The 25,691-nt window shown below is 28.1% G+C and carries 24 protein-coding genes, 10 tRNA genes and 2 rRNA genes; all 36 read left to right on the top strand.

What is annotated here, in order from left to right; all coding sequences use genetic code 11:
- The first annotated feature begins 312 nt into the window (after positions 1-312).
- The 36 genes from rrf (LW893_RS03335) to LW893_RS03160 all read left to right on the top strand — a co-directional run bounded on the left by rrf (LW893_RS03335) (position 313) and on the right by LW893_RS03160 (position 25,672).
- Positions 313-428, top strand: a 5S ribosomal RNA gene (gene rrf / locus LW893_RS03335).
- A gap of 257 nt (positions 429-685) precedes the next feature.
- Positions 686-801 (top strand): 5S ribosomal RNA (gene rrf / locus LW893_RS03330).
- Positions 802-876 (top strand) — tRNA-Asn (locus tag LW893_RS03325).
- A gap of 4 nt (positions 877-880) precedes the next feature.
- Positions 881-969: transfer RNA gene (locus LW893_RS03320), tRNA-Leu, on the top strand.
- A gap of 8 nt (positions 970-977) precedes the next feature.
- Positions 978-1,052, top strand: a tRNA-Glu gene (locus tag LW893_RS03315).
- Positions 1,053-1,065: 13 nt separating this feature from the next.
- Positions 1,066-1,142: transfer RNA gene (locus LW893_RS03310), tRNA-Met, on the top strand.
- A gap of 21 nt (positions 1,143-1,163) precedes the next feature.
- Positions 1,164-1,239: transfer RNA gene (locus LW893_RS03305), tRNA-Val, on the top strand.
- Between the two features lie 5 nt (positions 1,240-1,244).
- Positions 1,245-1,321 (top strand) — tRNA-Asp (locus LW893_RS03300).
- 10 nt (positions 1,322-1,331) lie between these two features.
- Positions 1,332-1,407 (top strand) — tRNA-Thr (locus LW893_RS03295).
- Between the two features lie 5 nt (positions 1,408-1,412).
- Positions 1,413-1,487, top strand: a tRNA-Gly gene (locus tag LW893_RS03290).
- Positions 1,488-1,520: 33 nt separating this feature from the next.
- A tRNA-Arg gene (locus LW893_RS03285) sits at positions 1,521-1,597 on the top strand.
- A gap of 286 nt (positions 1,598-1,883) precedes the next feature.
- Entirely contained in the window at positions 1,884-2,618 is a 735-nt protein-coding gene (locus tag LW893_RS03280; protein WP_233055791.1) for a gamma-glutamyl-gamma-aminobutyrate hydrolase family protein, read from the top strand.
- 15 nt (positions 2,619-2,633) lie between these two features.
- On the top strand, positions 2,634-3,962 hold the full coding sequence (locus tag LW893_RS03275) for an APC family permease (RefSeq protein ID WP_233055790.1): 1,329 nt from the start codon (positions 2,634-2,636) through the stop codon (positions 3,960-3,962).
- 96 nt (positions 3,963-4,058) lie between these two features.
- On the top strand, positions 4,059-4,841 hold the full coding sequence (locus LW893_RS03270) for a hypothetical protein (protein ID WP_233055789.1): 783 nt from the start codon (positions 4,059-4,061) through the stop codon (positions 4,839-4,841).
- Positions 4,813-5,607 (top strand): threonine/serine ThrE exporter family protein, encoded by a 795-nt coding sequence (locus LW893_RS03265; RefSeq protein WP_233055788.1) that lies wholly within the window; start codon positions 4,813-4,815, stop codon positions 5,605-5,607. The genes LW893_RS03270 and LW893_RS03265 overlap by 29 nt, the downstream gene beginning before the upstream one ends.
- A gap of 8 nt (positions 5,608-5,615) precedes the next feature.
- A complete protein-coding gene (locus LW893_RS03260) occupies positions 5,616-6,101 on the top strand; it encodes a threonine/serine exporter family protein (RefSeq protein WP_233055787.1) in 486 nt (161 codons plus the stop codon).
- Positions 6,102-6,199: 98 nt separating this feature from the next.
- A tRNA-Sec gene (locus LW893_RS03255) sits at positions 6,200-6,296 on the top strand.
- 93 nt (positions 6,297-6,389) lie between these two features.
- Complete coding sequence (locus tag LW893_RS03250) at positions 6,390-6,704, top strand: YerC/YecD family TrpR-related protein (RefSeq protein WP_233055786.1); 315 nt, start codon at positions 6,390-6,392, stop codon at positions 6,702-6,704.
- Between the two features lie 131 nt (positions 6,705-6,835).
- Positions 6,836-8,611, top strand: coding sequence for an aminopeptidase P family protein (locus LW893_RS03245; RefSeq protein ID WP_233055785.1), 1,776 nt, complete (start codon positions 6,836-6,838; stop codon positions 8,609-8,611).
- Positions 8,596-10,458, top strand: a complete 1,863-nt coding sequence (gene uvrC / locus LW893_RS03240) for an excinuclease ABC subunit UvrC (RefSeq protein ID WP_233055784.1) — start codon at positions 8,596-8,598, stop codon at positions 10,456-10,458. The genes LW893_RS03245 and uvrC overlap by 16 nt, the downstream gene beginning before the upstream one ends.
- 1 nt (position 10,459) lies before the next feature.
- Positions 10,460-11,392 carry an HPr(Ser) kinase/phosphatase gene (hprK, locus tag LW893_RS03235; protein WP_233055783.1) on the top strand — a complete coding sequence of 311 codons (933 nt, stop codon included), beginning with the start codon at positions 10,460-10,462 and terminating at the stop codon, positions 11,390-11,392.
- A gap of 9 nt (positions 11,393-11,401) precedes the next feature.
- The gene (gene murB, locus LW893_RS03230) at positions 11,402-12,289 is read left to right on the top strand and encodes a UDP-N-acetylmuramate dehydrogenase (RefSeq protein ID WP_233055782.1); all 888 of its coding nucleotides are present in this window, start codon (positions 11,402-11,404) and stop codon (positions 12,287-12,289) included.
- A 3-nt stretch (positions 12,290-12,292) separates the two neighbouring features.
- Positions 12,293-13,144, top strand: coding sequence for an RNase adapter RapZ (gene rapZ / locus LW893_RS03225; protein ID WP_233055781.1), 852 nt, complete (start codon positions 12,293-12,295; stop codon positions 13,142-13,144).
- Positions 13,138-14,109: a gluconeogenesis factor YvcK family protein gene (locus LW893_RS03220; protein WP_233055780.1), complete on the top strand. Its 972-nt coding sequence runs from the start codon at positions 13,138-13,140 to the stop codon at positions 14,107-14,109. Before rapZ ends, LW893_RS03220 begins: the two co-directional genes overlap by 7 nt.
- Before the next feature lie 165 nt (positions 14,110-14,274).
- Positions 14,275-15,405: a molecular chaperone DnaJ gene (gene dnaJ / locus LW893_RS03215; RefSeq protein ID WP_233055779.1), complete on the top strand. Its 1,131-nt coding sequence runs from the start codon at positions 14,275-14,277 to the stop codon at positions 15,403-15,405.
- Positions 15,405-16,343 carry a 50S ribosomal protein L11 methyltransferase gene (gene prmA, locus LW893_RS03210; RefSeq protein ID WP_233055778.1) on the top strand — a complete coding sequence of 313 codons (939 nt, stop codon included), beginning with the start codon at positions 15,405-15,407 and terminating at the stop codon, positions 16,341-16,343. The genes dnaJ and prmA overlap by 1 nt, the downstream gene beginning before the upstream one ends.
- A complete protein-coding gene (locus tag LW893_RS03205; RefSeq protein WP_233055777.1) occupies positions 16,336-17,064 on the top strand; it encodes an RsmE family RNA methyltransferase in 729 nt (242 codons plus the stop codon). Before prmA ends, LW893_RS03205 begins: the two co-directional genes overlap by 8 nt.
- A gap of 7 nt (positions 17,065-17,071) precedes the next feature.
- The gene (gene mtaB, locus LW893_RS03200) at positions 17,072-18,382 is read left to right on the top strand and encodes a tRNA (N(6)-L-threonylcarbamoyladenosine(37)-C(2))-methylthiotransferase MtaB (RefSeq protein ID WP_233055776.1); all 1,311 of its coding nucleotides are present in this window, start codon (positions 17,072-17,074) and stop codon (positions 18,380-18,382) included.
- Between the two features lie 11 nt (positions 18,383-18,393).
- Complete coding sequence (gene metG / locus LW893_RS03195; RefSeq protein WP_233055812.1) at positions 18,394-20,352, top strand: methionine--tRNA ligase; 1,959 nt, start codon at positions 18,394-18,396, stop codon at positions 20,350-20,352.
- The gene (locus LW893_RS03190; RefSeq protein WP_233055775.1) at positions 20,352-21,122 is read left to right on the top strand and encodes a TatD family hydrolase; all 771 of its coding nucleotides are present in this window, start codon (positions 20,352-20,354) and stop codon (positions 21,120-21,122) included. The genes metG and LW893_RS03190 overlap by 1 nt, the downstream gene beginning before the upstream one ends.
- A gap of 1 nt (position 21,123) precedes the next feature.
- The gene (gene rnmV, locus LW893_RS03185) at positions 21,124-21,675 is read left to right on the top strand and encodes a ribonuclease M5 (RefSeq protein WP_233055774.1); all 552 of its coding nucleotides are present in this window, start codon (positions 21,124-21,126) and stop codon (positions 21,673-21,675) included.
- 1 nt (position 21,676) lies between these two features.
- A complete protein-coding gene (gene rsmA / locus LW893_RS03180; RefSeq protein WP_233055773.1) occupies positions 21,677-22,519 on the top strand; it encodes a 16S rRNA (adenine(1518)-N(6)/adenine(1519)-N(6))-dimethyltransferase RsmA in 843 nt (280 codons plus the stop codon).
- Positions 22,520-22,662: 143 nt separating this feature from the next.
- Positions 22,663-22,893 carry a glutaredoxin family protein gene (locus LW893_RS03175; protein ID WP_233055772.1) on the top strand — a complete coding sequence of 77 codons (231 nt, stop codon included), beginning with the start codon at positions 22,663-22,665 and terminating at the stop codon, positions 22,891-22,893.
- A gap of 240 nt (positions 22,894-23,133) precedes the next feature.
- Positions 23,134-23,763, top strand: a complete 630-nt coding sequence (locus tag LW893_RS03170) for a phosphatase PAP2 family protein (RefSeq protein WP_233055771.1) — start codon at positions 23,134-23,136, stop codon at positions 23,761-23,763.
- Positions 23,763-24,374 carry a phosphatase PAP2 family protein gene (locus LW893_RS03165; protein ID WP_233055770.1) on the top strand — a complete coding sequence of 204 codons (612 nt, stop codon included), beginning with the start codon at positions 23,763-23,765 and terminating at the stop codon, positions 24,372-24,374. The genes LW893_RS03170 and LW893_RS03165 overlap by 1 nt, the downstream gene beginning before the upstream one ends.
- A 14-nt stretch (positions 24,375-24,388) precedes the next feature.
- On the top strand, positions 24,389-25,672 hold the full coding sequence (locus LW893_RS03160) for an adenylosuccinate synthase (protein ID WP_233055769.1): 1,284 nt from the start codon (positions 24,389-24,391) through the stop codon (positions 25,670-25,672).
- Positions 25,673-25,691: the final 19 nt, after the last annotated feature.

The raw sequence follows: 25,691 nt of genomic DNA, 5'->3' as shown, positions 1-25,691 counted from the left end.
ATAGGTCAGAGGTGTAAAGGTGGCAACATCAAAGCTAACTGATACTAATAAATCGAAAGCTTGACCAGAAATATATACTCTTTAATTGGAGGATTTCAACAGAAATATATTGAAAAAGAAAAAAACAAATAAGTATAGCTGTAAAGCTTAAGAGAATACACTGTTTTATCTCGAATATAGAAGTTAATGACCTAACAGCAATCTATGATTGCGTCGTAGGTCAGATACTAAGAAACTCCATTTGTGAAACAAATGGTAAGTTTCGACAGTGAAAGCTCGGAGCTTAACGGCAAAGAAAAGTAAATAAATAAGTATGGCTGTGATGGCTAGGAGGATACACCTGTTCCCATCTCGAACACAGAAGTTAAGCTCCTAAACGTCGAAGGTACTAGTACATCTCGTACTGGGAGAATAGAAAACAGCCAAACAAACCACTCGTAAGAATGGTTTTTTGTTTATTTAATGTTATTTATTTTATGTTATAATTATTTATGACTTAAAGTTTTAAGTATGGCTGTGATGGCTAGGAGGATACACCTGTACCCATCTCGAACACAGAAGTTCATGACCTAACAGCAATCTGTGATTGCGTCGTAGGTCAGATGCTAAGAAACTCCATTTGTGAAACAAATGGAAAGTTTCGACAGTGAAAGCTCGGAGCTTAACAGCAAAAATTAAATTACAGTATGGCTGTGATGGCTAGGAGGATACACCTGTACCCATCTCGAACACAGAAGTTAAGCTCCTAAACGTCGAAGGTACTAGTACATCTCGTACTGGGAGAATAGAAAACAGCCAAACTCCTAGGTAGCTCAATGGTGGAGCACCCGGCTGTTAACCGGTAGGTTGTGGGTTCGAGCCCCACCCTGGGAGCCAATGTGCCGGGGTGGCGGAACTGGCAGACGCACAGGACTTAAAATCCTGCGATGTTAACTCATCGTACCGGTTCGATTCCGGTCCTCGGCACCAGTTATTTAGGCCCCATGGTCAAGCGGTTAAGACATCGCCCTTTCACGGCGGTAACCCGGGTTCGAATCCCGGTGGGGTCACCATTATGTTTTTTGTGGCGGAGTAGCTCAGTTGGCTAGAGCATGCGGTTCATACCCGCAGTGTCAGGGGTTCAAATCCCTTCTCCGCTACCATTTTTTTATTAGGTTGTATTTGGGCGCATAGCTCAGTTGGGAGAGCATCTGCCTTACAAGCAGGGGGTCATAGGTTCGAGCCCTATTGTGCCCACCAAATAAGGCCTGGTAGTTCAGTTGGTTAGAATGCTAGCCTGTCACGCTAGAGGTCGTGGGTTCGAGTCCCATCCAGGTCGCCAATTAATTTTTGCTGGTGTAGCTCAATTGGTAGAGCAACTGACTTGTAATCAGTAGGTTAGGGGTTCAAGTCCTCCCACCAGCTCCATATTTGCGGGAGTGGCTCAGTGGTAGAGCATCGCCTTGCCAAGGCGAGGGTCGCGAGTTCGAATCTCGTCTTCCGCTCCAAGAACTCAGAATTTATTCTGAGTTTTCTAATATGTGCCATTAGCTCAGCTGGATAGAGCGTTTGGCTACGGACCAAAAGGCCAGGGGTTCGAATCCTCTATGGCACGCCAAGTATGAATTACCAGATAAAAAAAGAGTCAAATATTATGTTGACTCTTTTTTTATCTTTAATTTTGGGTATATTAATATTGCTATTTTATTTACTAGAAAGTGAAACAATTACTTTAATTAGATAATAATATATATTATATTGATAATATTATTTATATAATATTTAAATAAGATTATTTTTATGTTTTTTTAGTATAATATTTTATGTATTTTAGTCTATTTATATTGTAATTATTACACTTTTTTGATATAATTGTTAAGATACTATTTAAGGAGGCGAGAAAGATGAAACCAGTTATTGGAATTTCAGGTAATATTTTAATTAATAAAGGTAATACTTTTTCTGGATATAGAAGATCTTATGTCAATCAAGATTATGTTGAAGCTGTATTAAGAGCAGGTGGTATTCCTTTCATTATACCATTTAATGAAGATTTAGAAAGTATAAGAGAAATGGTAGAACATGTAGATGGAGTAATTTTATCAGGTGGACATGATGTTAATCCATATAATTATGGAGAAGATCCATTATTAAAAATAGGGGAAGTTTTCCCTGAAAGAGATGTTTTTGATATGGAAATTTATAAAACAGCTGTTAAATTTAATAAGCCTGTGTTTGGTATTTGTAGAGGTTTCCAAATTATTAACGTTGTTAATGGAGGATCTTTATATCAAGATTTATCTTATGCTGATTTTGTTAAATTAAAGCATGATCAACAAGATAATCCAAGTCAAGCAACTCATTCTGTTAATTTTGAAGAAGGAACATTCTTAAGAGAAATTTTGGGTGAAGAAAATAAAGTTAATAGTTTCCATCATCAAATATTAAAGGATGTTGCACCTGGATTTAAGGTTGTTGCTAAGAGTCCAGATGGGGTTGTGGAATCTATTCAAAAAATTACAGAAGATTGTTTTGTAGTTGGTGTTCAATGGCATCCGGAAATGTTGTCAGTAAAATATGAAGATTCTCAAAAAGTTTTTGATGAATTTGTAAAAAAAGTCATAGAATACAAGAAGTAGGAGGTGCATATTTTTATGACTAATAAAAATAAGATGGGCTTATTTAGTATTATTCTTTTAGGATTTAATGGTATTATAGGTTCAGGTATTTTTTTGTTACCTAATAAGGTTATGGCACAAGTTGGGCCTGCAGCCGTTTTAGTAACATTATTTGATGCATTATTAGTTATTAGTATTGCAGTATGTTTTGCCGAAGTTGGTGGAATGTTTAAAAAGAATGGTGGCCCTTATGTATATGCTAAGGAGGCCTTTGGTGAGTTTGTTGGTTTTGAAGTAGGTTTTATGAAATGGGCAATAGCTATTATTGCTTGGGCTACAATGACTGTTGGTTTTGCTGAAGCTTTAATGGGATTATTACCTAAGGGAACATTTGCTAATGAGAATATTGCAAAAGCTATTATAGTTACTATTATTGTTGTTTTACTTACTTTAGTGAATTTATCAGGTATTAAGACTTCAAAGATTTTAAATAATATTGTAACAACAGGAAAGTTATTACCACTTATTATTTTTATTGCAGTAGGTTTGTTCTTTATAAATGGCTCAAACTTTACTCCTTTCTTTGTTCCTGGAAAAAATGCTAGTGGACAAGCTATGTCAACTGGTGCTGCTATTGGTGCAGCTGCATTAACAATATTTTATGCATTTACTGGCTTTGAAAGTATAGCTGTTGCTGCTGAAGATATGGACAATCCAGAAAAAGATGTACCAAAAGCTATTCTATTGGTTATATTTATTTGTTCAATTTTTTATGTTTTAATTATTGGAATAGCAATAGGAATTTTAGGAACAGATTTAGTTACAGCAAAAGCTCCTATTCAAGAAGCTTTCCAAAGAATTATTGGTAATACTGGAAAATACTTAGTTGGTGCTGGTACATTAGTATCAATAGGTGGTATTAATTTAGCTGCATCTATAATGACTCCAAGAAGTGGTTCAGCTCTTGCTGATGATGGTTTAATTCCTAGAGTTATTGCTAAGAAAAACTCAAAGGATGTTCCATATATTGCAATAATTATTACTGGTGTTTTAACTTTAGCTTTAGGCTTATATGGTTCATTAATAGGTTCATTTGCAATATTAGCTGCTATAAGCGTTGTATCAAGATTTGTACAATATGTACCAACTTGCTTATCCGTAATTGTTTTAAGAAAGAAACGTCCAGATTTAAAACCATCATTTAGAGTTCCATTTGGACCAGTAATTCCAATTTTAGCTGTAGTTGTCAGTTTCTGGTTATTATATAATTCAGATATGCAAAAAATTGTAATTGGTCTTGGTGGATTGGTTATAGGAGCAGTTGTTTATTTTTTAATGAAATTATTAAATAAAGAAAATGCTTAGTAAAAATAATTTAATATTTATAAATGTAGAGAAGAATTTAATTCTTCTCTATTTTTTATTGTTTTTTTATGGTAAAATATTAATAGAGGTGATTTTATGAAAAATAAATTTATTAATATAAAGACTTATGTAGAGAGGATAGTTGTTATATTATTAATATCTATTTTAAGTTTAAATTTTATTTCAAAAATTTCTTTTGCAGATGATAATTTTGATAGAGCAAATAGAATTTATGATATGGACTATAAATCTTTCTTTATAGGAAATATTATAGAAGACTCAGATGGAAAGTTTAAAGTTAAAGCGACAACAATTTTTCTTGGAGAAAATATTGATGAAATTGAAGTTCCTAAATTTAATGAATATAGCTATAGTAGATTAGTTCCGGCAAAAGGAGATTATTTTGTTGGGATCTTAAAGAAAGATAATACATTAGATTTAACTTGGATTTTTAAAGCTACATCTGCTAATTATGAAACTTTATATTTAGCAAATGATAAAGATCCTAATAATGCTGAAGTTAAATTATTTCAAAATATGATAAATAAGGGAGAGTATGTTCCTAATCTTGATGAAATCGAAAAGAATAAAAGATTAGAAGCTAATAAATATACAAAACCTAAAGATGATTTTACTAAAAACTATGATGAACTAACTGAAGAAGAAAAAAAGGAAAGACTTAAAGCAGTTAATGAAAAATCTGAAAAAGATTATGAAAAAAGAATGGAAAAAATTACAAGTTTTTTAAAAAATCCTATTATGTTAATTGTTCCAGGAGTATTGCTTTTGTTGATAATATATGTTGTTCGTTCAAGAAATAAATTTAAAAAAGAAATGGAAGATCATTTTGATGAATACGATGATGAAGAATCAGAATAATACAATAAATAGTGATATAGAAGCTAAAAAGCTATTGAATTTTAGCATTAAATTCTCATACTCTTTACTTTATAATGGCGCTGAAGTTTATAGAGTTGAAGATAGTATTAATAGAATTTGTAAATCTTTTCAAAACATTAAAGCAGTTAATGCTTTTGCATTGAGTAATATGGTTATGATTTCTTTTGTGTATAATGAAACGAATTATACTAGTATGAGAAGAATAAATGATACTGCTAAAAATTTAGAGAAGATATCCTTGTTAAATGATCTTTCTAGAAGTATAGTTTCTGGGAAAGTAAATCTTGATGATGGATTTAAAGAATTAAAAAATATAAAAAACAAGAGTTCATATAGTAATTTTACTAAAATTTCATTAGTAACATTATCAGCTCCATTTTTGGCATTTATTTTTGGAGGTACAATAGGTGATTTTATTCCAGCTTGTTTAGCAATGTTTGTTGAAATGTTAATCTTAGTATATATAGAAAAATCTGGATTGCCTTCATTTTTAACAACATTTTTATCTGCAAGTGGAGTATCACTTTTTGTTATGACTATGTCGAAAATTGTAAGTATAGCAAATTTATCAAGTATTATGATAGCTTCAATTGTCCCATTATTTCCTGGAATTCAGATAACAAATGCTATGAGAGATATCTTATCAGGTGATATTTTATCGGGAATAATTGGTATAATGTCTGCAATATTTACTGCGGTTTCTATTGCTATTGGAGTAGTTTTAGTGCTTAGAATTTTTGGATAGGAGTTTTTATGGATTTATTTTTAAATGTTATGTGTGCTATTGTTTCAAGTATAGCATTTTCAATATTTTTTATTGTTCCCAAAAAAGCAATTGTATATTGTACAATAACAGGTACAATAAGTTGGATTGTTTACTATTTTTGTAGTAAACATTTTGGAAATGCAGTTAGCAATTTAATAGCTTCTATAGTTGTAGGACTATTTGCTGAATATTTTTCTGTAAAACTAAGACTTCCTTCAACAGTATTTTTATATATAGGAATTGTTATGTTAGTTCCAGGATATAGAATGTATCATACTATGGAATATTTTGCAAAAAGCGAGTATCTACTAGCTTTAAATAGTGGCATAAGCACTGTTATTCACGCATGCTCTATAGCGATCGGAGTTTTAATATCTGCAGTTTTTTCTAAATCAATTAAAAGAGTTAAATTTGATAGAGTTAATAAAATCAATGAGATTACAGATAAAATTGGAGAATTTTCGGAGAAGTAGTATTAATATTTTGTATAAAATCAACTTTTTTATGAATTAATTTCTTAAATGGTTGATTTTTTAAACAAAATAATGTATAATACTTAATGTTGTTTTATGGGAGTAGATGAGTTCTGGTGTGCTCTCTGGTCTTCAAAACCAGCGTAAGGAGTTTGTAGCTTCTTAGGTGGGTTCGATTCCCACATATTCCCGCCAATTTTTTTATAAAATGTGATTTAACACTTGACTATTATTGTACAATGAAGTATAATTAGCTCGTGGTATTATTAAATAAATGGAGGTATTATTATGTCAAACTTAAAAAAATTACAATCAAAACAATTAGATGAATTTTTTGAAGCTATTCTTATGTTAAAAAGCAAAGATGATTGTTATGCATTCTTTGAAGATGTTTGTACTTTACGTGAATTAAATTCTATTTCTCAAAGATTAGAAGTTGCAAAACTTTTAAAAATTAGAAAAACTTACAATGAAATAGAACTTGAAACTGGAGCATCAACTGCTACAATTAGTAGAGTAAATAGATCTTTACAATTTGGCGCTGAAGGATATGAATTAGTTCTTGATGCTTTAATTGCAAAAGATTTAAAGGGAAAAAAATAATTAAGAAAATTAAAGTAAGATACTATTTTAAATAGTATCTTTTTTATTTAAAAGTTTTTTATTATTGAAATAATAAGTTTACAATGATATAATATAATTGTTAAAATTTAAAAATTTTAGGGGGTATTATTATGATTAATGAAAGAATTAGTAAGTTGAGAAAAATGATGGCTAAAAGAAATATAGATGCCTATATTGTACCTAGCTCAGATCCTCATCAATCAGAATATTTAGCTGATTATTACAAAACAAGAGAATTTATAACAGGCTTTACAGGTTCAGCTGGTACTGCTGTTATTACAACAAAGAAATCAGGATTATGGACTGACGGAAGATATTTCATTCAAGCTGCAAAAGAATTAGCAGCTGGAGAAGTTGAATTATATAAAACAGGATTACCAGAATCAATATCTATTGAAGAATTTTTATTACAAGAATTTCCAAATAGAGGAAAAATTGCATTTGATGGTAATAATACTTCTGTTGCTGAATATGAAAATTTAATTAAAAAATTACCTAATTTTGAATTTATAACTGATGTTGACTATGTTGGAGAAATTTGGAATGAAGAAGGTCGTCCAGCAAGTCCAGATAGTAAAGTATATATTTTTGATGAAAAATATGCTGGAGAGTCAACTTCTGATAGATTAGCTAGATTAAGAGCTATGATGAAAGAAAGAGGAATAGATTATCATTTCATCGGATCATTAGATGATATAGCATATGTTTTAAATATTAGAGCGAATGATGTTCAATGTAACCCAGTTGTTATTTCATACCTTTTAGTTTCTGATAAGGCTTGTAATTTATATATTGATAAATCAAAATTATCTGAAGAAGTTGCAAATTACTTAAAAGAAAATAATGTTTGCATTAAACCATATGAAGTTATAGGAAGAGATGTTTCTGATATTGAAGCAAGAAAAACATTATACTTAGAACCAAGAAAAACAAATGTAGCAGTTTATTCATCAATTGCAAGAGGTGTTAATATTGTTACTGGAACAAATCTTACTTCATTAATGAAATGTCATAAGAATGAAATAGAAATCAAGAATACTAAAAATGCGTACATTAAAGATGGTGTTGCTTTAGTAAGATTTTTAAATTGGTTAGAAACAGGAATTCCAACAGGAACTATAACAGAAATGATAGCTTCTGAAAAATTATTAGAATTTAGAAAACAACAAGACTTATTTATAGAAGATAGCTTTGAATCAATTTCTGCTTATGGTGCAAATGCTTCAATGCCACATTATAAACCAAGTCATGAAAATCCTGTAAAGGTTGAACCAAGAGGATTATATTTAATTGATAGTGGTGGACATTATTTAGATGGAACAACTGATATTACAAGAACAATTGCTGTTGGTAAATTAAAAGAAGAAGAAATTTACCACTATACTCTTGTTTTAAAAGCTCATATTAATTTAATGGAAGCTAAATTCTTAGAAGGAACTAATGGTGGATATTTAGATGCATTTACTAGATATTGCTTATGGAAAAATAGAATTAACTTCAATCATGGTACTGGACATGGTGTTGGTCACGTATTAAATGTTCATGAAGGACCACAAAGAATAGCAACTGCTGGAAATGAGTATCCAATGGAAGTTGGAATGGTTACTTCAGATGAACCAGGTATCTACATTAGTGGAAGCCACGGTATTAGAATTGAAAGTATAATGGTTTGTGTTGAAGATGAAATGAATGAATTTGGACAATTCTTAAAATTTGATAATTTAACAGTTGTTCCAATTGATACAAGACCAGTTGATAAATCATTATTAAGTGATGATGAAATTGCTTGGTTAAATGATTATAATAAAATGTGTTATGAAAAATTATCTCCATATTTAAGTGGACATGATTTAGAATACTTAAGAGAACAATGCAAGGAAATTTAAGAGAATTTGATATAAATTACGAATTAAAAAAACTACCAGATTTACCTGGAGTTTATATAATGTATGATAAGGATGACAATATTATATATGTTGGCAAGTCTGTTTCTTTAAAAAATAGAGTTAGGTCATATTTTACTACTAATCATAAGTATAAGAAAGTTCAAGCTATGGTAGAACATATTCATAGATTTGAATATATAATTGTTAATAATGAAACTGAAAGTTTAGTTTTAGAAGCAAATTTGATTAAAAAAAATAGACCAAAATATAATATTAACTTAAAGGACGATAAGCAGTATCCTTATATAAAGATTACAAATGAAAAATTTCCAAAAATTTTAAAAGTTAGAGATGTAAAGGATGATAAGGCTCAATATTTTGGGCCTTTTCCTTCAATTTCAGACTTAGAAAAATTAATGGAATTATCTATATTAATTTATAATATTAGAGATTGTAAATTAAATTTTGATAGGGGAAAGTTTTTACAAAGACCTTGTATGAGCTATTATTTGGGAAGATGTTCAGCACCATGTACTCAAAATATAGATAGAGAAAATTACAATAATGATGTAAAAAAAGTTATTAAATTTCTTTCTGGAGATACTTCTGAAATTAAAGAAATTTTGCTTAATAAGATGAAAGAAGCCTCTGTAAAAGAAGAGTATGAACTTGCGATTAAATACAGAGATTTTTTGAGTGAATTAGATTATTTATTTACAAAACAAATATTTAACATAAAGAAATTTAAAGAATATCATTTAATTTCGTATGCATATGTTGAAAATATATTGGTAGTTGCAATTTTTATTGTAAATGACGGTCTTGTAATAGATAGAAAGCATTTTATTGTTGAAAACAATCTAGACTTGGAGTTTGAAGAATTATTTTCAAATATAATTAGACAATTTTACATAAGTCATCATAATAAGGTTAAAGAAATATATATTGATTATTCAGATGATAGATTTTTAAATGAGATATCTTTATTTTTATCAAAAATTTTTGATGAAAATACAATTTCGGTTAAAAATCCTAAAAAAGGTGTAAAATTTGAACAAATAAAGATTTTACAAAAGAATGCAAAAGAAATTTTAACTAAACATATTTTTGATAGTAAAAATATTAATATAAAATATTTAGAAGCAATTAACTATTTAAAGAATATTTTAGATATTGAAACTCTTAACAGAATAGAATGTTACGATATTTCAAATATTTCTGGTGATTTTAATGTTGGAAGTATGGTAGTTTATAAAAATGGATTTAAGAGTTCAAAAGATTATAGAAAGTTTAAAATAAAAACTGTTGTAGGTCAAGATGACTATTCTAGTCATAAAGAGATGCTTACAAGAAGATTTAACAGGTTTTTAGATGAAAAAATAAATTCTATTGGAAGTAGTTTTTCTGAAATGCCAGATCTTATTTTAATGGATGGTGGTAAGGGGCATGTTAATGTAGCAAAAGAAGTTCTTTTGGAGAAAAACTTAAATGTTCCTGTTATAGGACTTGTTAAAAATGATAAGCATAGAACAAAAGGAATAATTTTTGAAGATAATTATATTGAGCTAGATATAAATACAAATATATATAGATTTTTATTTGATATTCAAGAAGAGGTTCATAGATTTGCCATTAATTATCATAGAAGTTTGCAGAATAAAAAATTACAAAATTCAATTTTAGATGAAATTAAAGGTGTTGGAGAAATTAAGAAGATAAAACTTTTATCTCATTTTGGAAATGTTTCTGCGATTAAAAAGGCAAGTATAGATGAACTTATGACTGTTGATAAAATGGATAAAAGAACGGCAAAAAATATATTTGAATTTTTTAATAATGAGGGATAGTATGGAAAAAAGTGTTCTATTAAAAGATTTAGTTGAAAAACTAGAGCTTGAAATTGTATATAAAAGTGATGATTATGATAATATTGAAATAAAATTTAATGAATTTAATAGACCTGGTCTTCAACTAAATGGCTTTTTTGATACATTTCCATATCAAAGAATTCAAATAATTGGACAACCAGAACATGAATACTATGATAAACATTTACCGTTTGATAAAAGAAGAAATGTTTTTGATAAATACTTTTCTTATCCAATACCTGCTTTAATTTATAGTTATAATATTAATGTACCTTATGAAGTTTATTCATTAGCAAAAAAACATAATAGAACTATTTTAAGAGTTGATTATGGAACAACAAAATTAATTTCTAAAATGAGTGATTTTTTAGAATATGCTTTAAGTGAAGAAATTAGAATTCATGGTGGATTACTAGAAGTTTTTGGTATGGGAATATTAATAATAGGTAAAAGTAGTATTGGAAAGAGTGAAACTGCATTAGAACTTATTGCTCGTGGTCATAGATTAGTAGCAGATGATGCTGTTGATATAAAAAAAATTGACAATAAACTATATGGACAGTCTCCTGAAAACATTCGACATTTTTTAGAAATTAGAGGTCTAGGAATATTAGATATTGAAAGATTATACGGTTCAGGAGCGATAAAAAGATCTACTGATATTGATTTTGTTATTGAACTCGAAAACTGGGTTGAAGATAAAGAATATGATAGATTAGGTCTTGATGATAAATATAAAAATATATTAGGAATAGAAATTCCTCATATTGTTATTCCAGTTAAACCAGGTAGAAATATAGCCTTAATAGTAGAGGTTGCAGCAAGAAATATACGCCAAAAGATGTATGGTTATAATGCTGCTGAGGAACTAACTAAAAGAATAATGGAAGAAATTAATAATAAATCGAATTAGGTGGTAATTATGTTATTTAGTAAATTGAATTGTGTTGTAAAATATGATGAGCCATTAAAAAATCATACAACATTTCAAATTGGTGGTAAATGTATTGCTCTTATCGAACCAAAAAAGGTAGAAGATATAATTAAAGCAATAAAAATTTGTAGAGAAAATAATCTAAAATTTTTCGTTATAGGTAATGGATCTAATTTATTAGTTCCAGATGATGGCTATAACGGAGTTATAATAAAAATAAAAAGTGAATTTTCAAATATACAAGTTGAATGGGAATGTTTAATTGCTCATTCTGGAGCAAAATTATCAGAAGTTTACACAGTTGCATATGAAAACTCTTTAACTGGATTTGAATTTGCTTCTGGGATTCCAGGAACAATAGGTGGAGCGATTTTTATGAATGCTGGAGCCTATGGTGGAGAAATGAAAGATATAGTAGAATCTGTTGAAGTGCTAGATCTTGATAATTATGAAGTAAAAGAATTAAAAAATGAAGAATTAGATTTCTCTTATAGAAAAAGTATAATTCAAAGAAAAAATTATATAGTATTAACTATAAAATTAAAATTAAAAAAAGGAAATAAAGAAGAAATAAAAGCTGTTTATGAAGATTTAAGGGAAAGAAGAAATTCAAAACAACCTTTAAACTTTGGTTCTGCAGGAAGTACTTTTAAAAGACCTGAGGGACATTTTGCTTCAAAATTGATTGAAGATGCAGGACTTAAAGGATATCATATAAATGATGCATGGGTTTCTGAAAAACATTCCGGATTCATTGTAAATAAAGGCAATGCGAGTTATAAAGAAGTTATGGAACTTATTGAGTATGTTCAAAAAGTTGTTTTTGAAAAATTTGAAGTCAAATTGGAGACTGAGGTAAGAATATTAAAGGATTAGATTATGGAAGCAGTTATTATTACAGGAATGAGTGGAGCAGGAAAGACATTAGCATTAAACCATTTTGAAGACATGGGATATTATTGTATGGAAAATCTTCCTCCAAAATTTATTGTAGATTTTGTAGAACTTATAAATAATTCTACAAAAGGAATTGAAAATTTAGCAATAGTTGTTGATGTAAGAGCTAGATTTTTTGAAGATTTATCAGAAACAATTCAAAACTTAAAGAAAATGGATTGTGAGTTAAAAGTTCTATTTTTAGATTCTAGTGATAGAACTCTTATTAACAGATATAAAGAATTAAGACGACCACATCCGGTAAATCCAAAGGGAACTCTTTCTGAGTCTATACAATTAGAAAGAGAAATGTTAAGTGATATAAAAGATAAGTCAGATATAATTATTGATACAACAAGATTAACCGCTAGTAGTTTTAGAAACAAATTAAATACTCTATTTTTTAATGGGAACAAAAAAGATTTAGTTATAAATATAGAATCTTTTGGATTCAAAAATGGCATACTTGTTGAAGCTGATTTAGTTTTTGATGTAAGATTTTTACCTAATCCATATTACCTTGAAGATCTTAAAGATTTTAATGGAACAAATGAAGAAATAAAGAATTTTGTAATGAGTTTTGAAGACTCAAAAATATTTTTAAATAAAATTGTAGATTTGTTGGAATTTTTAATTCCAAAGTATAAAACTGAAGGGAAAACTATGTTGACAATAGGTGTAGGATGTACCGGAGGAAAGCACCGTTCAGTTTGCCTAGCTGAAGAATTATTTGCTGAACTTAAAAAAAGACATTCTAATGTTAATATTGCTCATAGAGACGATAGATTATGGTAGAGGATTTAAAAGTTGTGACGATTGGAGGAGGAACAGGTAGTTCTACTCTTCTAAAAGGATTAAAAAAATATTTTAAAGATATTACTGCAATTGTAACTGTTGCTGATGATGGTGGAAGTTCTGGAATGCTTAGAGATGATTTAGGAGTTATACCACCTGGAGATATTAGAGCTTGTTTAATTTCTCTTGCAAATACAGAAAAGTCAATGGAAAAATTGATGAAATATAGATTTAAAGAGGGAAATTTAAAAGGTCAAAGTTTTGGAAATTTATTTTTAGTTGCAATGGCTGATATTTATAAAGACTTTGTTTTGGGAATACAAGAAACTTCTAATATCTTAGCAATAACTGGAAAAGTATTACCTGTTACTTTGGATAATATAAAATTATTTGCAGAACTTGAGAATGGTGAAATAATTGAGGGAGAAAGTAATATTACTGCTTTGAATTTAGAAGATGAAAATAGTAGTAGAATAAATAGAGTTTTTATTTCTCCAAAATATGCAAAACCACTTAATGAAGTTGTTCACGAAATCTACAATTCTGATGTAATTTTTATAGGTCCGGGAAGTTTATATACTTCTGTAATTCCAAATCTATTAATTTCTGAAATAAGTGAAGCATTAACTAATACTAAAGCAAAAATTTGCTTTATTTTAAATGTTGTTAATCAATCAACAGAAACCTTTGATTATAAGGTTACTGATCATTTAAATGCAATTTATAAGCATTGTGAAGGAATTAAAATTGATACAATTATAGTAAATAATGAAATAATTCCGGAAGAAGTAGATTTGAAATATAAAAGAAAAAGTGCAAGTCAACTATTATTAAGTGATGAAGAGAGAAAAACTTTAAAAAAGTTAAATATAAGAGTTTTAGAAGACAACTTGATTAGTAAGTCCTCTGGATATTCAAGACATAACGAAGATAGACTTGCAAGATTAATTTTAGAAAATTTTTAAATAATAATTATGTTTTTAACATTTAGATTGGGGATTTCCCAATCTTTTTTTGTTGCCTGTTTTAAATAGAATTTATGAGCTTAAAATAATTATAAATACTGGAAAGAAACTACTTTTTGTGGTAAAATAATATATTGAGTAATTATATATTTTTTAGGAGAGAGTATGAGAGATTTATATGAAATTTTAGGGGTAGATAAAAATTGTAATAAGTCAGAATTAAAATCTGCTTATAGAAAATTAGCAAAAAAGTATCACCCTGATGTTAATCCTGATAATAAAGAGGCAGAAGAAAATTTTAAAGAGGTAAATTTCGCTTATGAAATACTAAGTGATGAAGATAGAAGACAAAAATATGATACTTATGGAGAGGCTAGTTTTAATGCTAATGCTTCTGGAGGTAGTGGATTTGGTGGCTTCTCTGATATGGAAGATATTTTCGAAAGTATTTTTGGTAACTTTGGAGGCTTTGGCGGATTTGGATCTAATTATAGAAATTCAAATCGTCCAAGAAAAGGAGAAGATACTGAAGTTTATTTAGATTTAGATTTCTTTGAAGCTGTTAATGGAGTTGAAAAAGAAATTTTTATAAATGTAAAGACAGTTTGTAATACTTGTTCTGGAAGTGGTGCAAAACCAGGTACAAAGAAAGTTACATGTTCAAAATGTAATGGTAGAGGAAGTATTAGAGTTCAAAGACAAAGCTTTTTTGGAACTGTTGTTTCTGAAGAATTATGTGATGAATGTAATGGTTCTGGAGAAATGATAGAAGAAAAATGCGAAAAATGTAAAGGTAAAAAGTATGTTTTAGTAAGAAAGAAATTTACTATTAAAGCTCCTAAAGGGGTAAATACAAATAATATTATGACATTGAAAGGTCAAGGAAATTGTGGTGAAAATGGTGGACCTAATGGAGATGTTTATGTAATTTTCAAAGTAAAATCTCATGAGTTATTTGTTAGAAATGGAAATGATGTATCTTATGAATTGCCTATTTCTTTCACAGAGGCTACTTTAGGAGCTGAAGTTGAAATTCCTACTTTAGATGGAAAAGAAAAATATACAATTCCAGAAGGAACAGAAACAGGAACTGAGTTTGTTTTAAAAGGCAAAGGTATTTCAGATGTTAATGGTTACGGAACAGGAAATTTAAAATTTAAAGTAAAGATTATAACTCCAAAAAATCTAACTGATAAGCAAAAAGAATTACTAAGAGAATTTTCTAATGAAAGAGAAGAGCATTTGACAGAACATAAAAAGAACTTTTTTGAAAAAGTAAAGGAGCTATTTGACTAATGGATTGGACTGAAATCGAGGTTGTAGTAAAAAATCAATTTGAAGATAATATAGTTGGTATACTTTATTTATTTGACATAGACGGGATAAATATAAAGGATTCAAGAGACTATGAAGAGTTTGCAAAAGATAAGCCTTATTGGGTAGTTTTAGATGAGGATGATTTTGAAAAAAGTGAATATATTACTGTGAAAACTTATTTGAAAAATGATGATGAGCTTGAAGATAATCTTAAAGTTTTACAAGATAGAATTTCAGAATTTGAAAAAGAATATAATGAAGAAGTAATTTTAAAAATAGACTCTAAAATAAAAACTGAAGATTGGGCGAATGAGTGGAAAAAATATTATAAGCCTACAAAAGTTGGTAAAAATTTTATAATAAAACCAACTTGGGAAGAGTATAATTTAAGTGAAAATGAAGTTATGATTGAGTTAGATCCTGGAATGGCTTTTGGAACTGGAACTCATGAAACTACAGCTCTATGTTTAGAAGCTTTAGAAAAAATTGATTTAAAAGATAAAACAGTTTTTGATATCGGTTCAGGTAGTGGAATTTTATCTGTTGGTGCATTGAAGCTTGGTGCAAAACAAGTTGAAGCTGTTGACATTGATATTTTAGGAGTTGAAGCAACATTAGATAATTCAAAATTAAATAAAGTTGAAGATAGAATTATAGTTCATCATGGTGATTTGTGTGAAAAATTAACTTCAAAAGCTGATGTAATTGTTGCTAATATTCTTGCGCATATTTTAGTAAAATTATTAGATGATATAAGTAAATTTATAAAAACTGATGGAATTTTTATTGGCTCTGGAATAATTGAAGAAAAGTATGTTGATGTCGAAAATGCTTTATTAAAAAATAATTTTGAAATTTTAGAAGTAAATAGAAATAAAGATTGGGTTTGTGTGATTGCAAGGAGAAAGAATGCATAGATTTTTTACTGATGAGTCAATCATAGAAGGAAAAGTTAAAATATACGGAGATGATTATAATCATATAAAAAAAGTTCTTAGAATTACAGAAGACGAAAAAATTGAAGTCGTTGTTTTAGGAGAGCTTTATATTGGGAATATAGAGATTTGTGACAAATATATTTCTGTTATTAATTTAGAAAAAATTTCTGAAAATACTGAATCAAATATTAGAATTCATCTATTGCAATGTTTAGCAAAAGGTGAAAAAATGGATTTAATAGTTCAAAAAGCTGTTGAACTAGGAGTATACGATATAATTTTAGTTAATTCAAAAAGATGTATCGTAAAGATTGATGAAAAAAAGGAGAATAAAAAAATTGAAAGATTGCAAAAAATTGCTTATGAAGCGTCAAAGCAATCTAAGAGATTAATTGTTCCAAAGATAAATGAAGTAATACAATTTAAGGATATTATAAATATTGTAGGAGATAACTATTTACTCGTAGCTTATGAAGAAGATAAAAATATTTCATTAAGAGATGTAATTAGTAAAATAAAAAAAGATAATTCCTACAAAGATATTTATATATTAATAGGTTCAGAAGGTGGATTTGAAAGAGAAGAAGTAGATTTCTTAAAGAATAATGGTGCATATAGTATTGGACTTGGTGCAAGAATATTAAGAACGGAAACTGCTGGAATTAATTTGCTTTCAATTCTACAATATGAATTTATGTAGGAGGTTTATGAACAAAGTTAGTTTTTTAACTCTGGGATGTAAAGTAAATCAGTATGAAACTGAGGCTATGCAAGAGTTATTTAAGAAACGAGGGTATGAGATTTGTAATGAAGAAGATATATGTGATGTATATGTTATAAATACTTGTACTGTTACGAATTTAAGCGATAGAAAGTCAAGACAATTTATTTCTAGAGCAAAAAAATTAAATGAAGAAGCTATTTTAGCGGTTGTAGGTTGTTATTCGCAAGTTGCTCCAGATGAAATATCAGCCATTGAAGATGTTGATGTTATTATTGGAACAAAAAATAGAGCTAGAATAGTTGAATTGTGCGAAGAATCAAAGAAATCTAATTTGAAGTTTAATATAGTTTCAGAACTTACAAAGGATTGTGGGTTCGATGTATTATCAATTGAAAATCAGGAAAGTAAAACTAGAGCATATTTAAAAATACAAGAAGGTTGTAATATGTTTTGTACATATTGTATTATACCTTATGCAAGAGGTCCTATTAAATCAAGACCAATTGATGATATTTATGATGAAGCTGTTAAACTTGCGAATAATGGATATAAAGAAGTAATTATTACAGGTATTCATGTTGGTTCGTATGGATTGGATTTAGATAATAATATTAGACTTATTGATGTTATAGAAAAATTATCTACAATAGAAAACCTGGATAGAATTAGACTTAGCTCAATTGAAGCTGGAATAATTTCTAAAGATTTCTTGGTTAGATTAAAAAATTGTAAAAAAGTTTGTGAGCATTTCCATTTGTCTTTACAAAGTGGATGCGATAAAATTTTAAAACTTATGAATAGAAGATATACAACTGATATGTATAGAAAAAAAGTTACTATGATTAAGGAGATTTTTCCAAATGTTGCTCTTACAACTGATATAATCGTAGGATTTCCAGGAGAAAATGATGAAGATTTTAAGGAAACAGTAAATTTTGTAAAAGAAATTGGTTTTTCTAAAATTCATGTTTTTAAATATTCTAAGAGAAAAGGAACTCCTGCTTATGATTTTAAAGAACAAGTTGATGGAAATATTAAGAAGTTAAGAAGCAATGAATTAATATTATTAGCTAAGGAAATGACAACGGAATTTTTGAAAAAACAACTTTCAGAAAAACATGAGGTTTTATTTGAAGAAAATGTTAATGGAAATAGACTTGTAGGATATACAAGAAATTATATAAGATTTTCGGCCCCTTATAATGAAAACATGAAAAATAAAGTTGTCTATTGTAATGGAGTTTCTGTTGAAGGGGAAGAAATTTTTGGATTGGCAAGTAAAATAAAGATATAAATTTTAGGAGGATTATTTTGGAAAAGAAAAACTTTTATTTAACAACACCTATTTATTATCCAAATAGTAATTTACATTTGGGTCATACTTACACTACAATAGTTGCAGATGTATTAAAAAAATACAAGCAAGCTCAAGGTTATGATGTATTTTTAACAACTGGAACTGACGAACATGGTCAAAAATTACAAGAATCAGCAATAAAAGCTGGGAAAGAACCTTTAGAATATATTGATCCAATTGTTGATAGTGCAAAAGAGTTGTGGAAGACTTTAGATATTGATTTTGATGCTTTTGTTAGAAGTACAGATAAAATTCACGAAAAAAATGTAAGTGATATTTTTACAAAGTTATATGAAAAGGGAGAAATATACAAAGGAAGTTACAAAGGAATGTATTGTGTTCCTTGCGAAGCTTTTTGGACTGAGAGTCAATTAGTAGAAGGAAATAAATGTCCAGACTGTGGTAGGGAAGTTTCTGAGAGTGAAGAAGAAACATATTTCTTTAGACTTTCAAAATATCAAGATAAACTTTTAAAATTATATGAAGAAAATCCTGATTTTATTCAACCAGAATCAAGAAAAAATGAAATGATTAGCTTCATTAATGAGGGTTTAACAGACTTATCAGTTACACGTTCAAGTTTTGACTGGGGTGTTAGAGTACCATTTGATGAAAAGCATATTGTATATGTTTGGATAGATGCTTTAAGTTGTTATTTAACTGGAGTTGGATATGGAACAGATGAAGAAAAATTTAATAAATACTGGCCTTGTGATGTTCATTTAATAGGAAAAGAAATTATGCGTTTCCATGCAATTATTTGGCCTTCAATTCTAATGGCTTTAGATTTATCACTTCCAAAGAAAATTTTTGGTCATGGTTGGATTTTATTTGATGATGATAAGATGAGTAAAAGTAAAGGAAATATTGTTTATGCGGAACCAATTATAGAAAGATATGGTATGGATGCATTAAGATATTTCATGCTTAGAGAATTTACTTTTGGGCAAGACGGTAATTTTACTTATACAAAAATGTTAAATAGAATAAACTCAGATCTTGTAAATGACTTAGGAAATTTAGTTTCAAGAACTGTTGCAATGTGCGAAAAGTATTTCGGTGGAATAGTACCTGCACAAACTGAATTAACAGATATTGATAATGATTTAATTGAAACAGCTGTTACAACTAGAGATAGAGTCGCTGAATTAATGGATAAACTTAACTTCTCAATGGCACTTGAAGAAATTTGGAAGTTAGTAAGAAGAACAAATAAGTATATTGACGAAACAACTCCTTGGACTTTGATTAAAGAAGGACAAGAAGATAGACTTAAAACAGTTATTTATAATTTACTTGAAAGCATAAGAATTATTTCTGGATTAATTAAACCTTTCATGAAAGAAACTTCATCTAAGATTAATGAACAAATAGGATATTCAGATTATTCTTATGAAGACTTAACTAAATTTGGACTACTTAAAGTTGGAACAAAAGTATGTAAAGGTAAAAATTTATTTGATAGACTTGATGTAGATAAGGAATTAGAAATAATTGTAGAAAAGAATTCTGAATTAATTGAATTTAGAAAGAAGAAAAATTCAGGATTTAACGAAGAAAAAGAAGTAGTTGATGAAGAAAGAGAATTAATTACAATAGATGACTTTGCAAAAGTAGAACTTAAAGTTGGGAAAATTATAGATTGTCAACCACATCCTAAAGCTGATAGACTTTTAGTTTCTAAAATAGATATTGGGGATGAAGTAAGAACTATCGTTTCAGGAATTAGAAAATTCTATAACGAAAAAGACCTTATAGGTAAAAAAGTTATTGTTGTTACAAATTTAAAACCAGTTAATCTAAGAGGTGTTGAAAGTAATGGTATGATACTTGCTGCTTCTGATGAAGAAAACTTAAGTGTATTAACAGTTTTAAATGATATTAAAGAAGGATCAAAGGTATCATAATGAGAATAGTAGATAGTCACTGTCATATTGATGATGAAAAATTCGACTATGATAGAGAAGAGGTTATTTCTAACTTTGAAAATGATGGAATTGATTTTATAGTTGATCCAGCCTCAGATATTGCATCAAGCGAAAAAATTATTGAAATAGTAAAAAAATATGATAAAGTTTATGGTGCAGTTGGTATTCATCCACATGAAGTTGAAGGAATTACTGATGAAGATTTAGAAAAAGTTTATCAGATGTCTTTTAGTGATAAAATAGTTGCTATTGGAGAAATTGGACTAGATTATTATTATGATAATTCTCCTAGAGAAAAACAAAAAGAAGTTTTTAGAAAACAACTTGAAATTGCTGAAAAGAGAAAACTTCCAGTTATAATTCATACAAGAGATGCGACGGGAGATACTTATGATATTTTATCTGAATTTAAAGGTAAAGTAATAGGAGTAATGCACTGCTATACTGGTTCTAGTGAGATGGCTAAAAGATTTATGGAATTGGGCTATTATATATCAATTTCTGGAGCTGTAACATTTAAAAATGCAGTTAATGTTAGAGAAATGGTAAAAACTATTCCGTTAGATAATTTGCTTGTAGAAACAGATAGTCCATATCTGACTCCAGAACCACATCGTGGAAAAAGAAATGAACCTAAATATGTAAAGTTTACAGCTGAAAAAGTTGCTGAACTAAAAGAAATGGAATTAAATGATTTAATTTACAATACTAATAGCAATGTTAGAAATCTTTTTTCAATAGAGGATTAGTATGAAAAAAATTAAAGAAATAATAGTAGTTGAGGGAAAGGATGATATTTCAAAAGTAAAAGCTGCATTTGATTGTGATGTTATTGCAACAAATGGAACGCATTTTTCAAAAAATTTGCTAAAAAAAATTAAAGAGGCAAATGAAAAATGTGGAGTAATAGTTTTTACTGACCCTGACTACGCAGGAGAAAAGATTAGAAAAAATATAAACAAGGTTGTTCCTAATTGTAAAAATGCATTTTTGAGTAGAAGGCTTGCTTTAAAGGGAGATAATATTGGAGTAGAAAATGCTAAAGTTGAAGATATTATAGAAGCTATTGAGAATGCTAAAGTAACCGTTTTAGATAGAAAAGATGAAATAGATTTAAGTCTTTTAACATCCTTAGGAATTAGTGGTATGAGTAATAGCAAAGAACTTAGAGAACAACTTTGTGAGTATTTTAAAATAGGATATTGTAACTCAAAACAATTTGTAAATAGATTGAATAGTTTTGGAATTACTGAAGAGGAGTTAATTTTAGCTGTTGAGAATATTTTAGGAAAGGAAGTTTAATATGGATTTATATAAATTATCAGTAATAAAAGAAATTTGTGATAAATTTGGATTTTCTTTTTCTAAAAATTTTGGACAGAACTTTTTGACAGATAGAAATATCTTGGAAAAGATTGTAGAAGTTTCAGCTATTGATAAGGACTATGGTGTAATAGAAATTGGACCTGGATTTGGTGTTCTTACTAAGTTTTTGCTTGAAAAAGCTGGAAAAGTTGTATCAATTGAAATTGATACAAGATTAAAAGAAGTTTTAGATTATACACTTAGTGGTTATGATAATTTTGAATTTGTTCAATCAGATGCTCTAAAAATTGATTTTAAAAAACTTATCGAAGAAAAATTTACTCAAAAGAAAATTGTAGTTGTAGCGAATTTACCTTATTATATAACTACACCTATTATAACAAAGCTTCTTGAAAGTAATTTAGACTTAGAATCTATAACTATTATGGTTCAAAAAGAAGTTGCTCAAAGACTTGTTGCTGATGAAACAAGCAAAGATAATTCCAGCATTAGTTTGTTTGTGAAATATTATTCAGATGCAAATATAGCATTTAATGTTTCAAGAAATGTATTTGTTCCAGCACCTAATGTTGATAGTGCTGTTGTAAATTTGAAATTAAAAAAAGATAGATTTGAGTATGAAAAAACAATGTTTAAACTTATAAAAAATGGATTTGAAAATAGGAGAAAAACAATTTTAAATTCTTTTTGTAAATCTGGAATTGAAAAAGATAAGATTATTGAAGTATTAGATAAATTAAACATTGATACTAGAACAAGAGCTGAAAAACTATCGCTCGAAGATTTTAAAAATATTGCAAAAGAATATGAAAATATGTAATTAAATAAGATAAATTTATACTTAATTTGTATAAAAAAAATTTATGCTTTGTTTAAATAAAAAATCATAGGGTATAAATTTATTGAAATAAATATTGAAAATATTTAAAATTACAAAAAAAAATTTTTTAGGGGGAAACTAAAATGGCAAAAGTAGTAGTATATTCAAGTGAGTCTTGTACATATTGTAAACAAGCAAAAGAATTCTTAAAGGCAAATAATGTTGAATTCGTTGAAAAAAATGTTTCAACTGATTTAGAAGCTAGAAAAGAATTAATGGCAAAAGGACATATGGGTGTTCCTGTAATCTGTGTTGATGATTTTGAAATGGTTGGTTTTGACAAAGCAGAATTATCAAAAGTATTAGGATTATAATATTAGTATAATAAATAAGAGGTTCAGTTTTTACTGAGCCTTTTTTTATGATTAACTATAAAAAAATAAATAATATTTACTTTTTTTAGCATTTATAGATATTAAATAATATTGTTAATAATAATTTTAAACTACTGTTAAATTTTTGTAATTTAATGGTAGTTTTTTTGTTAAAAACTATGTTATTTCTTTGATTAATAACTCAATTTATGGTATAATAATTGTTGTTTAGGAGGAAAAATGGAAAAATTAAAATTAAGACAATTGATTATTTTATTTTCTATAGTTGTACTTTGTAGCATTTTATTTGGTTTTTATTTAAAAAGTGTAAAACTTACTGATAGTTTTGATTATAAACTAATGAGTTTTGTTCAAAGTAATAATATTTTTACTAATAATACTATTCTCCTAAATTTTATAAAGTTTATAACATCATTGGGAAATGGGATAGGTTGCTTTATATTATTAATTCCAATGGGAATATATTTTTATTTTAATGATTTAAAGAAAGACTTTATATTTTTAGTCTGTTCATTATTAATAACTTATATTTTAAATGAATTGATTAAGCATATAGTTTTAAGAAAAAGACCTATTGAGTTTTTTATAATTAATGTTACAGGATATAGTTATCCAAGTGGACATTCAATGAATATATCAGCTTTTTATTTAACTTTTAGATTTTTATTAAATCGAAAGAAAAAGAACAGGTATTTAGATATATTTATATATGTTCTAATAATAATGATCGCTTTAAGTAGAGTTATTTTAGGTGTTCATTGGCCAACTGATGTTATTGTAGGACTTACATTGGGATATTTATCTTATAGATTATCTAGAGAGATATATCTTAATTTTTGGAGGGATTAATGGTATATTTAATTATCTTTACTGTTGTAGTATTTATTTTTACTTCAATAGTAGGAAATAAATTAAAGAAACAGAACTTTTTAGTAGACTTAAAGTTAAAAAACTTTTTTCAAAATAATAATTTAAGATTTTTGAAATCTTCAATGAAACATATAACTTTAATGGGGGATGTTGTTACGTCATTGATTATTATTTTTCCAATCTTCTTTTATTCTGTTTCAGAAAAAAACTATGTGTTAGCTAGTGCTATTTTAAATTCATCACTATTTAATATGATATTTTTAAACTCTTTTAAATTTTTATTTAGGAGAGAACGTCCAGTATCACATTCTGATATTAAATACTGGGGATATAGTTTCCCAAGTGGACACTCTTGTATTGGTTTAAGTTTTTATCCGACTGTTATGTATGTATTATTTAATGGTCATAGTTCTTTTCCAATTTGGATGTCTTTAGGTATTTTGTTTGGACTTAGTATTGCAATAAGTAGAATTGTTGTAGGAGTTCATTGGTTTTCAGATGTTATATTTGGTTCCTTATTAGGTCTTGTATTTTTTAGCTGGACTATTTATTTGTATAATATTGGTTTTTATTATAAATTTTTGTTTTAATATGAGGAGGAATTATGGTTAAAGCAGTAGTAGGAGCAAACTGGGGAGATGAAGGAAAAGGAAAAATAACAGATATGTTAGCAGAAAATGCTGATATTATTGTTAGATTCCAAGGTGGTTCCAATGCGGGACATACTATTATTAATGAGTATGGAAGATTCGCCCTACATTTATTACCATCAGGTGTTTTTTATAAACATACAACATCTGTAATAGGAAATGGTGTAGCATTAAATATTCCTTATTTACTTAAAGAAATTGAGTATTTAAAGGAAAAAAATGTTCCAGATCTTAATATTTTAGTATCAGATAGAGCGCAACTTGTAATGCCTTATCATATTGATTTTGATGCATATGAAGAAGAAAGACTTGGTAAAAATTCTTTTGGTTCAACTAAATCAGGAATTGCACCATGTTATTCAGATAAATATGCTAAAATTGGTTTTCAAGTAAATGAACTTTTTGATGATAATTTATTTGAAAAAGTTCAAAGAGTTGTTGAACTAAAAAATGTAATTTTAGAAAATTTATATAAAAAAGAAAAAATTGATGCAAAAGAATTGTATGACCATATGTTAGTATGGAGAGATGCAATTAAACCATATGTTTGTGATGTATCAAAATTCTTAAATGATGCCATTAAAGATGGCAAGAAAATTTTGCTTGAAGGACAACTTGGATCTTTAAAGGATACTGATCATGGTATTTATCCAATGGTTACTTCTTCATCAACATTAGCTGGATATGGATCTATTGGAGCTGGAATTCCACCTTATGAAATTACTGATATTGTTACTGTTGTTAAGGCATATTCAAGTGCAGTTGGTGCTGGTGCATTTGTAAGTGAAATTTTCGGAGAAGAAGCAGAAGAATTAAGAAAACGTGGTGGAGATAAAGGTGAATATGGTGCTACAACTGGAAGACCAAGACGTGTTGGATATTTTGATGCAGTTGCTTCAAGATATGGTTGTAGAGTACAAGGAAGTACAGAAGCTGTATTAACAGTTATTGACGCTTTAGGATATTTAGAAGAAATTCCTGTATGTATCGGATATGAAATTGATGGTGAAGTAACTAGAGATTTTCCAACATCTGATAAGCTTGAAAAGGCTAAACCAGTTTGGAAAGTCTTAAAGGGATGGAATAGGGATATAAGAGGAATTAAAAATTATGATGAACTACCAGTTGAATGTAGAGAATATATAGAATTTATCGAAAAAGAATTGGAAGTTCCTATTAAAATGATTTCTAATGGTCCAAAAAGAGAAGATATAATTTATAAGAATAGCAGTCTTTAATTTAAATTAAGACTAATGG

Origin of the sequence: Parvimonas micra, from assembly GCF_021300775.1 — a bacterium.
Classification (GTDB): Bacteria; Bacillota; Clostridia; order Tissierellales; family Peptoniphilaceae; genus Parvimonas.
Note: the sequence above shows the minus strand (reverse complement) of the source record. Positions and strands in the feature narration are given on the sequence as shown.

What these genes read in the sequence shown, in the direction of transcription:
- LW893_RS03280 (WP_233055791.1), top strand. Translation starts at nt 1,884, where the DNA reads ATGAAACCAGTTATTGGAATTTCAGGTAATATTTTAATTAATAAAGGT.
- LW893_RS03275 (WP_233055790.1), top strand. Translation starts at nt 2,634, where the DNA reads ATGACTAATAAAAATAAGATGGGCTTATTTAGTATTATTCTTTTAGGA.
- LW893_RS03270 (WP_233055789.1), top strand. Translation starts at nt 4,059, where the DNA reads ATGAAAAATAAATTTATTAATATAAAGACTTATGTAGAGAGGATAGTT.
- LW893_RS03265 (WP_233055788.1), top strand. Translation starts at nt 4,813, where the DNA reads ATGAATACGATGATGAAGAATCAGAATAATACAATAAATAGTGATATA.
- LW893_RS03260 (WP_233055787.1), top strand. Translation starts at nt 5,616, where the DNA reads ATGGATTTATTTTTAAATGTTATGTGTGCTATTGTTTCAAGTATAGCA.
- LW893_RS03250 (WP_233055786.1), top strand. Translation starts at nt 6,390, where the DNA reads ATGTCAAACTTAAAAAAATTACAATCAAAACAATTAGATGAATTTTTT.
- LW893_RS03245 (WP_233055785.1), top strand. Translation starts at nt 6,836, where the DNA reads ATGATTAATGAAAGAATTAGTAAGTTGAGAAAAATGATGGCTAAAAGA.
- uvrC (WP_233055784.1), top strand. Translation starts at nt 8,596, where the DNA reads ATGCAAGGAAATTTAAGAGAATTTGATATAAATTACGAATTAAAAAAA.
- hprK (WP_233055783.1), top strand. Translation starts at nt 10,460, where the DNA reads ATGGAAAAAAGTGTTCTATTAAAAGATTTAGTTGAAAAACTAGAGCTT.
- murB (WP_233055782.1), top strand. Translation starts at nt 11,402, where the DNA reads ATGTTATTTAGTAAATTGAATTGTGTTGTAAAATATGATGAGCCATTA.
- rapZ (WP_233055781.1), top strand. Translation starts at nt 12,293, where the DNA reads ATGGAAGCAGTTATTATTACAGGAATGAGTGGAGCAGGAAAGACATTA.
- LW893_RS03220 (WP_233055780.1), top strand. Translation starts at nt 13,138, where the DNA reads ATGGTAGAGGATTTAAAAGTTGTGACGATTGGAGGAGGAACAGGTAGT.
- dnaJ (WP_233055779.1), top strand. Translation starts at nt 14,275, where the DNA reads ATGAGAGATTTATATGAAATTTTAGGGGTAGATAAAAATTGTAATAAG.
- prmA (WP_233055778.1), top strand. Translation starts at nt 15,405, where the DNA reads ATGGATTGGACTGAAATCGAGGTTGTAGTAAAAAATCAATTTGAAGAT.
- LW893_RS03205 (WP_233055777.1), top strand. Translation starts at nt 16,336, where the DNA reads ATGCATAGATTTTTTACTGATGAGTCAATCATAGAAGGAAAAGTTAAA.
- mtaB (WP_233055776.1), top strand. Translation starts at nt 17,072, where the DNA reads ATGAACAAAGTTAGTTTTTTAACTCTGGGATGTAAAGTAAATCAGTAT.
- LW893_RS03190 (WP_233055775.1), top strand. Translation starts at nt 20,352, where the DNA reads ATGAGAATAGTAGATAGTCACTGTCATATTGATGATGAAAAATTCGAC.
- rnmV (WP_233055774.1), top strand. Translation starts at nt 21,124, where the DNA reads ATGAAAAAAATTAAAGAAATAATAGTAGTTGAGGGAAAGGATGATATT.
- rsmA (WP_233055773.1), top strand. Translation starts at nt 21,677, where the DNA reads ATGGATTTATATAAATTATCAGTAATAAAAGAAATTTGTGATAAATTT.
- LW893_RS03175 (WP_233055772.1), top strand. Translation starts at nt 22,663, where the DNA reads ATGGCAAAAGTAGTAGTATATTCAAGTGAGTCTTGTACATATTGTAAA.
- LW893_RS03170 (WP_233055771.1), top strand. Translation starts at nt 23,134, where the DNA reads ATGGAAAAATTAAAATTAAGACAATTGATTATTTTATTTTCTATAGTT.
- LW893_RS03165 (WP_233055770.1), top strand. Translation starts at nt 23,763, where the DNA reads ATGGTATATTTAATTATCTTTACTGTTGTAGTATTTATTTTTACTTCA.
- LW893_RS03160 (WP_233055769.1), top strand. Translation starts at nt 24,389, where the DNA reads ATGGTTAAAGCAGTAGTAGGAGCAAACTGGGGAGATGAAGGAAAAGGA.